General features: G+C 69.0%; 11 protein-coding genes. 3 read left to right on the top strand and 8 right to left on the bottom strand.

Annotation, left to right across the window (positions count from 1 at the left end; genetic code table 11):
- Nucleotides 1-9 precede the first annotated feature (9 nt).
- From CAL15_RS06390 to CAL15_RS06380, 3 genes are all read right to left on the bottom strand, one after another.
- Complete coding sequence (locus CAL15_RS06390) at nt 10-1,008, bottom strand: FecR family protein (protein ID WP_086077811.1); 999 nt, start codon at nt 1,006-1,008, stop codon at nt 10-12.
- A 116-nt stretch (nt 1,009-1,124) separates the two neighbouring features.
- Nucleotides 1,125-1,634, bottom strand: a complete 510-nt coding sequence (locus CAL15_RS06385) for an RNA polymerase sigma factor (RefSeq protein WP_086077810.1) — start codon at nt 1,632-1,634, stop codon at nt 1,125-1,127.
- The gene (locus tag CAL15_RS06380; RefSeq protein ID WP_157666612.1) at nt 1,634-2,329 is read right to left on the bottom strand and encodes a secretin and TonB N-terminal domain-containing protein; all 696 of its coding nucleotides are present in this window, start codon (nt 2,327-2,329) and stop codon (nt 1,634-1,636) included. The genes CAL15_RS06385 and CAL15_RS06380 overlap by 1 nt, the downstream gene beginning before the upstream one ends.
- A gap of 485 nt (nt 2,330-2,814) precedes the next feature.
- Between CAL15_RS06380 and CAL15_RS24605 the strand changes: the two genes are divergently transcribed.
- A complete protein-coding gene (locus CAL15_RS24605) occupies nt 2,815-3,252 on the top strand; it encodes an Atu4866 domain-containing protein (RefSeq protein ID WP_232468133.1) in 438 nt (145 codons plus the stop codon).
- Nucleotides 3,253-3,262: 10 nt separating this feature from the next.
- Complete coding sequence (locus CAL15_RS06370; RefSeq protein ID WP_086077808.1) at nt 3,263-3,754, top strand: nuclear transport factor 2 family protein; 492 nt, start codon at nt 3,263-3,265, stop codon at nt 3,752-3,754.
- A gap of 57 nt (nt 3,755-3,811) precedes the next feature.
- Here CAL15_RS06370 and ntrC read toward each other — a convergent pair whose 3' ends face one another.
- From ntrC to rdgB, 5 genes are all read right to left on the bottom strand, one after another.
- Nucleotides 3,812-5,317: a nitrogen regulation protein NR(I) gene (gene ntrC, locus CAL15_RS06365; protein ID WP_198299238.1), complete on the bottom strand. Its 1,506-nt coding sequence runs from the start codon at nt 5,315-5,317 to the stop codon at nt 3,812-3,814.
- On the bottom strand, nt 5,317-6,381 hold the full coding sequence (gene glnL, locus CAL15_RS06360; RefSeq protein ID WP_086077806.1) for a nitrogen regulation protein NR(II): 1,065 nt from the start codon (nt 6,379-6,381) through the stop codon (nt 5,317-5,319). Before glnL ends, ntrC begins: the two co-directional genes overlap by 1 nt.
- A gap of 220 nt (nt 6,382-6,601) precedes the next feature.
- Nucleotides 6,602-8,014, bottom strand: coding sequence for a type I glutamate--ammonia ligase (gene glnA / locus CAL15_RS06355; RefSeq protein WP_086077805.1), 1,413 nt, complete (start codon nt 8,012-8,014; stop codon nt 6,602-6,604).
- Nucleotides 8,015-8,188: 174 nt separating this feature from the next.
- Complete coding sequence (gene hemW / locus CAL15_RS06350) at nt 8,189-9,418, bottom strand: radical SAM family heme chaperone HemW (RefSeq protein ID WP_086077804.1); 1,230 nt, start codon at nt 9,416-9,418, stop codon at nt 8,189-8,191.
- Between the two features lie 6 nt (nt 9,419-9,424).
- The gene (gene rdgB / locus CAL15_RS06345) at nt 9,425-10,048 is read right to left on the bottom strand and encodes an RdgB/HAM1 family non-canonical purine NTP pyrophosphatase (RefSeq protein ID WP_086077803.1); all 624 of its coding nucleotides are present in this window, start codon (nt 10,046-10,048) and stop codon (nt 9,425-9,427) included.
- A 105-nt stretch (nt 10,049-10,153) separates the two neighbouring features.
- Between rdgB and CAL15_RS06340 the strand changes: the two genes are divergently transcribed.
- On the top strand, nt 10,154-11,965 hold the full coding sequence (locus tag CAL15_RS06340; protein WP_086077802.1) for an EAL domain-containing protein: 1,812 nt from the start codon (nt 10,154-10,156) through the stop codon (nt 11,963-11,965).
- Nucleotides 11,966-11,975: the final 10 nt, after the last annotated feature.

Below are 11,975 nucleotides of genomic sequence, written 5' to 3'. Positions count from 1 at the left end.
CCCGGCGGCTCAGCTCAGCAGCAGCACACCGGCGGGCAGCTCGCGCGCGCGCAGATCGAAGGTGTGCTGCAACTGCAGGATGGCTTCGTCCAGCACCGCCGTACGGAAACGTCCGCTGACGGGCACGTCCCGCTTGGCGTCGTTCATCAACACCACGCGGCCGGGCCGGTAGCGGTTGATCTCGTCCACCACCTGTGCAAGCGGCGTGCGGCGGAACAGCAGTTCGCCGCGCCGCCAAGCCGAGACTTCGTCGGGCTCGATGCCCACCGTGCCGCTGACCATACGGTCGTCGTACAGCACCTGCTCGCGCGCCTGCAGCACGCGTGCGCCCATCGGATGTTCGACGCGCACCATGCCGTCCAGGCAGGTGACGCACGCCTGCCCCGCCAGATAGCGCACCTGGAAACGCCCGCTCTCGGCCAGCACGCGGCCGGGGCCGGCCTGCACGCTGAAAGGTTCGGCCGATGCGGCCAGATCGATGGCGGCCTCGCCGCCCAGCAGCGAGATGCCGCCTGCGTCACCGTCCGCGCGGCGGATGCTGGTGCCTGTGTTCAGCACCACGCTGACGCGATCGGCCAGCGCCACGGCGCGCTGCTCGCCGGTCGCCGTGCGATAGTCGGCGCCCCACTCTGCCGGCGCGGGCCACAGGCCCAGCGGCGGATGCATGATGGCCACGCCCGCCACCGCCGCGGCCCCGACCGCCGCGCCCAGGAAGGCGCGCCGGCCCATGGCCTGCGGCCCGCGCGCCAGGCGCTCGTGGCGCGCCGCCGCGCGCGGATCGGTGCGCAGCAGTTCTCCTGCGACCGGCTTCAAGGCATGCCAGCGCCGCTTCGCTTCTTCGAACGCTGCCGCGTGCGCGTCGCTGGCCCCTTGCCAACGCCGGAACGCGCGCATGTCGGCTTGCGTGACGCCGCCCAGCGCCAGGCGCTCGAGCCAGATGCGGGCTTCGGCGCGCACTGAATCGGCGGAGTCGTGACCGCCGCCGGAAGACGACGTGGATGAGGTCATGCGCAAGCTACCTTGGCCCGGTCGGGCGGCAATCCGGGGCGCGCCGCGCGGCGCGCCCGCATGGATATCGAGGGGTATTCAAAAGGAAGACACATAGGCGTGCTGAAACCCGCAAACTATTTTTTCGAGCCCAGACGGGCGGCGAAATAGTCGTTGGCGCGCTTGAGCTCGAGCTCGACCGTACGCAGGGACACGCCCAGGCGCTCGGCCACTTCTTTCTGGGGCATGCCTTCCCAGCGCACCAGCAGCAGCACGTCGCGACGGCGCTGCGGCATGCGCTGCATGGCCTGCAGCAGCTCCTCCATCTCGGAGCGCGCCGCTGCGATCTGCTCGGGCCCGGGCGCCGGATCGGCCAGCTCCAGCGCCGAGTCCACCTCGCTTTGCGGCACCATGGGGCTTTGGCTGCGCAGTTGGTTCAGCGCGGTGTTCACCGCCATGCGCAGCAGGAAACCGCGCGGATTGATGACGGGCGACTGGTTCTCGAGCCGCCGCACCCGCAGCCAGGTGTCGTGCAGCGCGTCGTCGGTCAGGTCGGTGCTGCGCAGGAAGCGCAGCAGGCGCCGCCGCAGGTCGCCATAGTTCTTCGACAGGAAATCGAGCAGCAGCAGCCTGACTTCTTCGGACATCAGCCGGCTCCCGCGGGACAAGCCGGGCGATCCGATCGCCCCGGAAGAATAAGCAAGGTGACGGGCTGCGCCAGTTCGGCGGGCGGCGCGCTGCCCATGCGCACGCTGCCCAGCGCGTCCAGCAGCGCGGCGTCGCGGCGCGGATCGCCGGTGGAGCCGATCACGCGCCCGCGCGCCAGGCGGCCCGACTGGGTCACCTCGAAACGCAGCACCGACTGATAGTTGGATGCGGCGGTCAGCGGGCGCCTGCACAAGGCGGACCAGACCTGGGCCTGCAGTTGCCGGTCGAAAGCGGCCAGGCGCGTCCGGAGGGCCCCTTCATCGGCATCGCCCTCGCCGCTGGAAGCCGCGTCGGCGCGCTTGATCACGAATGCCTCCACGCGCCCCGACACGGCGTGCTCGACCGCCAGTCCGGTGCCGGCCAGCATGCGGCGCAACGCGCGTTCGGGCGTATGGCGGCCGCGCAGGGCCGCGGACATTCTTCCGGCCACCATGGCGCTGCTATACAAGGCCGATCGGCCGGATACGACGGCAAACTGATCCAGCGCGGCCTCCAGGGGTTGCGAGGGAATGTCGAACAGGAAGACGGCGTCGTCGGCCGACGGCTCGGCGGCGGCATCGCGGTCGGACGGCATGGCCGCGGCATCGGCCGGCGCGGCCACGCCAGACGCGGCGCAGACCGCGGCGCTCAACATGCACGCGGCCGCGCGGCGCCGGTTCAACCCGCCCCGATGCGAGCGCATATCCGCGACGCGGGCAACGCGCGACCGGCGGCAGAGCCGACCCGGAACCTTGACGCAGCAAGCGATCGCGCCGGCAAGCCTCTTACCCCATCCTGAAAAACACCGCATTGTGCGGGCGCGGAATGACGATTGCGTTACACGCGGATGCAGCGGCCGTGCGCCGCCGCGCATCGCGATCCGGACGCGTACGGCGCGTCGATGGACCGCAAGACCGCCGGCCTGCCCCGCTTGCGCACCGCTTGCATGGCTTATGCAGTCGATAGTTTTGGACAAGGATCGTAGAGGAACGCGCCTTCGCCGCCGCGTCCTCCCTTCCTAACATCACGTCCATGGCCATACGAAACGCGGCCGCTCCATCAGGGCGTCGGCGATATCGACGACGCTCCCCGGACGACCGCCGCCAGCCATCGCCTCAATCTCGACGTTCCGGAGGAACCATGATGAATCGACCGCACCTCATGCCGTCCGCATCGGGCCCGACCGCGAAGCACACCGTGCCGGTACTGAAAGCCGCCGCGATGCGTACCTTCGCCGCTCCGTTGCTGGCCGCGGCCATCGCAAGCACCTGCACGGGCCTGGCCGCCGCCCAGCCCGCGCAGGCCGACTCCCGCGCGGCAACGGAGCCTGCCATGGCAAATCATCCTTATGTGGGCATGTGGGTCACCGAGGACGGCTATATCCGCCACGAACTGCTGCCCGAGAACCGCTACGACGAAGCGCGCGGCGACCGCGCCAGCGCCTACCGGGGCCGCTATGAGGTCACCGGGAACCGCATCGAATACTGGGACGACACCGGTTTCACCGCCGACGGCGTGTTCGTTTCCAAGGACGTGCTGCACCACGGCGGCATGGTGTTCCGCCGCGAAGCCGAATAAGGAGGCCGGGATGCCGATACGCAGACATGCGCTGGCCCTGGCCGCGGGACTGCTGGCCGGCGCCGCAGTGGGCCTGCCGGCAGGCGCGGAGCCGGCCCGCGACGCGCAGGCGCAGGCGAACGAGAGACTGGTCAGGCAGGCGTTCGATCAATGGAGCCGGGGCAACGGCACGATATTCGACCTGCTGCACGAGCAGGCTCGATGGACCATCGCGGGCGCCAGCCCGGTGTCCGGCGTGTTCCATTCCAGGCGGGAACTGCTGGACGTGTCGGTGGCGCCGATCAGCGCGAAGCTGGCCAAGCCCATCGTTCCTCTCGTGCGGCACATCCACGCCGACGACGACACGGTGATCGTTTTCTGGGATGGTCGCGCCACCGCGAAGGACGGCAGCGCCTACGACAACAGCTACGCGTGGCGCATGCAGATGCGCGACGGCAAGATCGTCGACGTGCTGGCGTTCCTGGATACGTGGCGACTGGTGGAGCTGCTGAAGCCGCAATGAAAAGCGGGCCCTCGCGGGCCCGCTCGCATCGGCACGAGGCGGCGACCGGCTTACCGCCTAGTCGTCCTCGATGCCCAGCTCGCGCAGTTTGCGCGTGATCGTATTGCGCCCGATACCCAGCCGCGACGCCGCCTCGACACGCCGGCCGCGGCTGGCGTCCAGCGCGCTCTGCAGCAGGATCTTCTCGAACTGCCGCGTCAGCGTGGCCATCACGGCGGGCTCGCCGCGCTCGAGGCGGCGCTGCGCGTCGCGCAGCAGCGCATCCTGCCAACCGCCGGCGGGGATGGCCTCGTCGGCATAGATCACCGTGCCGGTGTGCCCCGGCGGGGCGGATACCGGCGTGTCGGCCGCGGCCGCCGTGCGCATGACCGCGGCCGCTGCGGACGCATGCTCGACGGCTCTGATCTCCGGCGGCAGGTCGTTGCGATCGATGGTCTGCCCCGGCGCCATCACGGTAAGCCAATGGCAGAAGTTCTCGAGCTGGCGCACGTTGCCCGGGAAATCGAAGCGGGTCAGCACCGCCGTGGCCTCGGGCGTCAGGCGCTTGACCGGCACGCCCAGCGAACGGGCGCTGGCGGCCAGGAAATGATTGGCCAGCGCGGGGATGTCTTCGACCCGTTCGCGCAGCGGCGGCAGCCGCAGGCGGATGACGTTCAGGCGATGGAACAGGTCTTCGCGGAACAGTCCCTGCTCGACGCGCTGCTCGAGCGGCTGGTGGGTGGCGGCCACGATGCGCACGTCCACGCGCACCGGCTGGGCGCCGCCCACGCGGTAGAAGCTGCCTTCGGCCAGGACGCGCAACAGGCGGGTCTGCAGCTCGATGGGCATGTCGCCGATCTCGTCCAGGAACAGCGTGCCGCCGTGCGCTTCCTCGAAACGGCCGCGCCGCAGCGTATTGGCGCCCGTGAACGCGCCGCGCTCATGGCCGAACAGCTCCGCCTCGAGCAGGTCGCGCGGAATGGCCGCCGCGTTCAGCGCCACGAAGGGTCCCGAGGCGCGCGCGCCATGGCCGTGCAGCGCCCGCGCCACCAGTTCCTTGCCGGTGCCCGACTCGCCGGTGATCAGCACCGTGACCTTGGACTGGGCCAGCCGGCCGATGGCGCGGAAGACCTCCTGCATGGCGGTGGACGAGGACTGCGTCATCATCCAGCGCTCGCCGGTCTGCTGGCCCTCGGCCTGCTCCGGCGCGTCATCCTGCGGCTCGGCCTCTTGCATGGCGCGCTGGATCAGCGCCACCGCCTCGTTGATGTCGAAGGGCTTGGCCAGGTAGTCGAAGGCGCCGCCCTGGAAGGCGGACACCGTGCTGTCCAGGTCGGCGAAGGCCGTCATCACGATGACGGGCAGGCCGGCATGGCGTTCCTTGATCTGGCGCAGCAGTTCCAGGCCGTTGCCGCCGGGCATGCGGATATCGGACACCAGCACCGACGGCATGTCGCGCGACAAGGCGTCGAGCACGTCGGAAGCCTGGAAGAAGCTGCGCGTGGCGATGCCGGCGCGCGCCAGGGCTTTCTCGAGCACCCAGCGTATGGCCTGATCGTCGTCGACTATCCAAACGGGTTTCATCAAAGTGGGGGCTCCATCGGTAGGACCAGGCGAAACTCGGTGTGTCGCGGACGCGACTCGAATTCGATGAGGCCGCCGTGCTGCTGCACGAAATCCTGGGCCAGCGACAGGCCCAGGCCGGTACCGCCGGGGCGCGCCGTGACCAGGGGGTGGAAGATGCGATCGCGGATGTGCTCGGGCACGCCCGGACCGTTGTCGATGATGGACAGCACCAGCGCCAGGCGATGGTGCCGGTGCGCCAGCATCACCTGGCGCGCCACGCGGGTACGCAGCGTGATCTGCGGCGACGGCACGTCGGCGCCTGCCTTCTGCAGCGTCAGTTCCTGCGCGGCGTTGCGCGCCACGTTGAGCACGGACTGCATCAGGCGGGCGGCGTCGCCGTACAGGTCGGGCACGGAGGCGTCATAGTCGCGCACCAGGCTGACGCCGTCGCGGAACTCGGCCTGGATCAGCGCGCAGACGCGCTCGCAGATCTCATGGATGTTGACCGGCTTGGCATTGAGCGGCACGCGCTGCGGGCCGCTGAGGCGGTCGACCAGCGCCTGCAGCCGGTCGGCCTCGGAAATGATGACCTGCGTGTACTCGGCCAGGGCCGCGCTGGGCAGCTCGGATTCGAGCAACTGGGCCGCGCCGCGCAGGCCGCCCAGGGGATTCTTCACTTCATGCGCCAGATTGCGCAGCAGCTCGCGGTGCGACTCGATCTCTTCGACCAGACGGTGATTGCGATCGGCCAGCGTGCGCTGCTCGATCTCGCGCGTTTCTATCATCACCGGCCAGGGCTGCCCGGCAAGCGCCACGGTGGTGACGGTGACTTCGACCGAGTCGGTGATGCGGCGCAGCGAGGTCAGCTGCCGCACGTCGGCGAACTTGCCCGCGACCGCGCCATCAATGGAGGCTTGCAGGTCTTCGGGATGATCGAACAGGCTTACCGCGGAAAGGCCGCGCAGTTGCTTGCGCGATCGGCCGAACAGGTCTTCGGCGGCGGCGTTGGCGTATTCGATGTGGCCGCGCTCGTTAACGAGGAAAACGGACGTGGCTAGCAAATCAAAGGCGTCTACATTCATCGCTAAAGCACCAGAGCAGCCGTAAGGCGGGCACGCGGGCCGGCCAGCGGCCGGCGACGCCGCGGAAAACCGCGGCAGGCGCTGGCCCCCCGCGGGCAACGGCTTGCCGCAGGACAGACCGCCGGCTCGCCAGGATGCCGGGCAGACCCGCCCTGCGCGCCGGCGGCGCAGCCGCCGGCGGTGCCGTGCGGACGAGCCCGCAGGCCCGTCCGAGCGCCCATTACAGGCTGTAGTACATGTCGAATTCGACCGGGTGCGTCGTCATGCGCAGACGTTGCACGTCGGCTTCCTTCAGCGCCAGGTACGCGTCGATCATCTCGTTGCTGAACACGCCGCCGCGGGTCAGGAACTCGCGGTCCTTGTCCAGGGCTTCCAGCGCCTGGTCCAGCGAGGCGCAGACGGTCGGGATCTTCGCGTCTTCGTCCGGCGGCAGGTCGTACAGGTTCTTGTCGGCCGGATCGCCGGGGTGGATCTTGTTCTGGACGCCGTCCAGGCCAGCCATCATCAGGGCCGAGAACGCCAGGTACGGGTTGGCCAGGGGATCCGGGAAGCGCGTCTCGATGCGGCGGCCCTTCGGGTTGCCGACGTACGGGATGCGGATCGAGGCCGAGCGGTTGCGGGCCGAGTAGGCCAGCTTGACCGGAGCTTCGAAGTGCGGAACCAGGCGCTTGTACGAGTTGGTGCCGGGGTTGGTGATGGCGTTCAGCGCGCGGGCGTGCTTGATGATGCCGCCGATGTAGTACAGCGCGAACTCGGACAGGCCGGCGTAGCCGTTGCCCGCGAACAGGTTCTGGCCGTCCTTCCAGATGGACTGGTGCACGTGCATGCCGGAACCGTTGTCGCCGACGACGGGCTTGGGCATGAAGGTGGCGGTCTTGCCGTAGGCGTGCGCGACGTTGTGCACGACGTACTTCAGGACCTGGTTCCAGTCGGCGCGGCGCACGAGCGTGCTGAACTTGGTGCCGATTTCAAGCTGGCCGGGAGCGGCCACTTCGTGGTGGTGCACTTCGACGGGCACGCCCATCTGCTCCAGCACCAGGCACATTTCCGAACGCATGTCCTGGAACGAGTCGACCGGGGGCACGGGGAAGTAGCCGCCCTTGACGCCCGGACGATGGCCCATGTTGCCGCCTTCGAACTCCAGGCCGGTGGACCAGGGGGCTTCTTCGGACTTGATCTTGACGAACGTGCCCGACATGTCGGTGTTCCAGGTCACGCCGTCGAACACGAAGAACTCGGGTTCGGGACCGAAGTAGGCGGTGTCGCCCAGGCCCGAGGACTTCAGGTAGGCTTCGGCGCGCTTGGCCAGCGAACGCGGGTCACGGTCGTAGCCCTTCATGTCCGAGGGCTCGACGACGTCGCAGGTCAGGATCAGCGTGGGTTCTTCGCGGAACGGATCCAGGTTGGCCGTTTCCACGTCGGGGATGAGCAGCATGTCGGACGCCTCGATACCCTTCCAGCCCGGGATCGACGAGCCATCGAAGGCCTGGCCGCTTTCCAGCTTGTCCTCGTCCACGCTGTGGGCGGGAACCGACACATGGTGCTCGCGACCATTGGTGTCGGTGAAGCGGAAATCCACGAACTTGACTTCGTTGTCGGCGATCTGTTTGAGAACGTCTTTGGCGCTTGCCATGTCATCTCCATGATTGATAAATGCGTCGTGGGCGGTCGGCCCGACTGGCAATGGCTTATTAAGCAATAAGCATGCCAACTCGGAACCTCGGGATTGCCCGCAGGCGCGGTGCAGCCCGCCCGCGACATAGCACCATTATGGTGCAAAACATGGTGCACTACGCACCAAATCGGATCATTCCCCGGACAGGAACATTTCCTGCAGGTCATTCAGGAAGCGCCATCCCAGGGCGGTGGCCCGCAGGCGCGTCGGATCCGCATCGAGCAGGCCCTTGGCCGTCGCTGCTTCCAATTGGTGCGCGATGGCGGCAAGCGACAAGCCGGTGCGTTCGGCGAACAGGCCGGCGGCGACGCCGTCCTTCAGGCGCAGGGCGTTCAGCATGAATTCGAACGGCAGCTCGTCGGCGCCCACTACGCGCTGTTCGGCGATGTGGCTGCCGTCGCGCCGCCCTGCCCGCTCCATCCACGACTCCGGCTGGCGCGCCCGGGCTTCCCTGACGATACGGTCATGAAATGACAGCTTGCCGTGCGCGCCGGGGCCCAGGCCCAGGTAGTCGCCGAACTCCCAGTAGTTGAGGTTGTGGCGGCAGCGCGCGCCCTGCCGCGCATAGGCCGACACCTCGTAGCGCTGCAACCCCGCCGCGGCCAGTTCGGCCTCCACCGCGTCCTGCATGGCCGCGCCCACGTCGTCGTCGGGCAGCCCCTCTGGCGGGTACTTGGCGAATACGGTGTTCGGCTCGAGCGTCAGGTGGTACATCGACAGGTGCTCGGTGCCGAACGACAGGGCCTGCCGCACGTCTGCCAGACAGGCCTCCAGCGTCTGCCCCGGCAGCGCGAACATCAGGTCGAGGTTGACGCGCGAGACCGCGCGCTGGGCCATCTCGATGCCGGCGCGCGCCTGCGCCGCATCATGGATGCGGCCCAAGCGCCCCAGTTGGGCATCGTCGAAGCTCTGGATGCCCAGCGAAAAGCGCGTGACGCCGCTGCCGGCGTAATCCCGGAAGCGCTGCGCTTCGGCCGTGCCGGGATTGGCCTCCATGGTGATCTCGGCATCCGGCAGCAGATTCAGGCAGGCGCGCAGCATGGCCAGCAGTTCGTCCAGGCCGGCGGCCGACAGCAGGCTGGGCGTGCCGCCGCCCAGGAACACCGACACCACCTGCCGGCCCCAGATCGACGGCAGCGACTGTTCGAGGTCGGCGCGCAGCGCGTCCAGGTAGGCCCGTTCGGGCATCTCGGCAGCGGCGTGCGAGTTGAAATCGCAATACGGGCACTTGCGCACGCACCACGGCACGTGCACGTAGACGGACAAGGGCGGCAGGCTGGTCAGCGTGGCCGGGCCGGCCGGCATGACGGCGCGCGCGCGGGGCGCGGCGCCGACGGGTTGCAGGGGAATGGTGCGGGGCATGCGGTGTCAGGCTGCTGCGAGCTTGTCCAGCAACTGGCGCAGCGCGCGGGCGCGATGGCTGACGCGGTTCTTCTCGACAGGGTCCAGCGCCGCGGCGGTTGCGCCCAGGTCGGGCAGGTAGAAGTGCGGGTCGTAGCCGAAGCCGTGTTCGCCGTCGGGGGGCTCGACGATCTCGCCGTGCCAGACGCCCTCGCCGATCAGCGGCTGGGGATCGTCCGCGCTGCGTACGTAGACCAGCACCGCGACGTACCAGGCGCGGCGGTCGGCGTGGCCGGCCAGCTGGCGCACCAGCAGCGCGTTGTTGGCGGCGTCGCTTTTCTCGCCGCCGTGGCGCTGCGCGTAGCGCGCGGAATACACGCCGGGCGCGCCGCCCAGCGCGGCGACGCACAGGCCGGAATCGTCGGCCAGCGCCGGCAGGCCGGTATGCAGGCTGGCGTGGCGGGCCTTGGCCAGGGCGTTCTCGACGAAGGTGACGTGCGGCTCGTCGGCCTCGGACACGCCCAGTTCGCCTTGCGGCACCAGTTCGATGCCCAGCGGAGCGAACAGCGCGGCGAACTCGCGCAGCTTGCCGGGATTGCCGGAGGCCAGCACCACCCGGCGGGATGTGACGGAATCGGATGAGGCATTCATGGACGAATTGTATAAGCAGGAACACGGACAGCCTCACGGCCACACTATGGACACAAAGGCACGCCACCATGTTGCCCGCGACATCTGTCAAGGCCCGCAAGACCCATGCAACATCCCCCTGCCAGTACCAGCCGCAACGAGGATCTGGACGAGATCCTGCGGCAGGGGCTGCTGACCCCGCACTACCAGCCGGTGGCCGACCTGTTCCACGGCCGCATCCATGGCTACGAAAGCCTCATCCGCGGCCCCGCGGACCATTCCCTGCACCTGCCCGACGCCCTGCTGGCGGCCGCGCGCGCGCAGGGCCGCTACCGCGAAGTCGAGATGGCCTGCCTGCGGGCCGGCCTGCTGCGCTACGCGGCCAGCGGCCTGCGCGGCAAGCTGTTCCTCAACCTGTCGGCGGGCGGCGTGCTGCAACACTGGCAGGCCTGCGGCCGCGCGCTGCCCGAAGTGCTGCTGGGCGACAGCGGCGTGCCTGCCGGCAACGTCATCATCGAGCTGGCCGAATACGACCCCGCCCACGACGACATGCATGCCCTCACGCAGGCGTTGAGCTGCCTGCGCGAACGCGGCATGCGCATCGCGCTGGACGACTATGGCGTGGGCCATGCCAGCCTGCGCCTGTGGTCGGAACTGCGGCCGGACCTGATCAAGATCGACCGCTATTTCTTCCACGGCATCAGCGGCGACGCCTCGCGCCAGCAATTGGTGCGCTGCGTGCTGAACGCCGCCCAGTGCCTGGGCACGCCCGTGCTGGCCGAAGGCATCGAGACAGCCGAAGACCTGTCGGTGGTGCGCGACCTCGGCATCCGCTATGCGCAGGGCTGGCTGCTGGGCAGGCCCGCCACCGAGCCGTTGACCGAATTGCCCGAACCGGTGCAGGCGGTGCTGAACCTGCGCCGCCCCGCGCCGCGCCTGGCGGGCACCTACGACACCGTGGCCAGCCTCAGCGTGCAGGCGCCGGCGGTGCGTCGCGAGGGCCATACCAATGACGACGTGCATCGGCTGTTCCTGGAGCGCGCCGATCTGCATGCCGTGGCGGTGCTCGACGCCGAGGGCTATCCCATCGGGCTGATCAACCGGCGCGATTTCTCCGAGCAGTACGCCATCCGCTATACGCGGGAACTGTTCGGCCGCGACCCCTGCTCGACCTTCATGAATCCCGAGCCGCTGCTGGTGGACCTGGACACCGCCATCGACCGCCTGGCGCCGGTGCTGATCTCGGAAGACCAGCGCTATCTGCGCGACGGCTTCATCCTGACGCGCCACGGCCGCTACGCGGGACTGGGCACCGGCGAGGCGCTGGTGCGCTCGGTCACCGAGATCCGGCTGGAAGCGGCGCGCTACGCCAATCCGCTGACCGCCCTGCCCGGCAACATTCCCATCAGCCGGCACATCGGCACGCTGCTGACCGGCGATGAGGACTTCGTGGTCGGCTATTGCGACCTGGACAATTTCAAGCCGTTCAACGACGTGTATGGCTACTGGCGCGGCGACGACATGATCCAGCTGTGCGCGGAGGTCATCAAGCGCCACTGCCATGCCCAGCGCGATTTCGTGGGCCACGTGGGCGGCGACGACTTCGTGGTGCTGCTGCGCAGCCGGGATTGGCGCGAACGCCTGGAACGCCTCATCGGCGAGTTCAACGAACGGGCCCGCGTCTTGTACGACGAGGCGGGCCGCCGCAGCGGCGGCATCGAGACGGAGGACCGCTACGGCGTGCCCCGCTTCTTTCCATTCGTCACGCTGGGCGTGGGCGCGCTGATGGTGCGGCCGGCGCTGTGCGACGATACGCGGCCGCAGGACATCGCGTCGGCGGCCGCGCAGGTCAAGCATCGCGTCAAGCAGGGCCTTACCAATCTGATGATCGAGGACTACCCGGCCATCCGCATCGGCCAGCGCCTGCGGCGCGACTGACGCTTCGGGA

Origin of the sequence: Bordetella genomosp. 13 (assembly GCF_002119665.1) — a bacterium.
GTDB lineage: Bacteria > Pseudomonadota > Gammaproteobacteria > Burkholderiales > Burkholderiaceae_B > Bordetella.
Note: the sequence above shows the minus strand (reverse complement) of the source record. Positions and strands in the feature narration are given on the sequence as shown.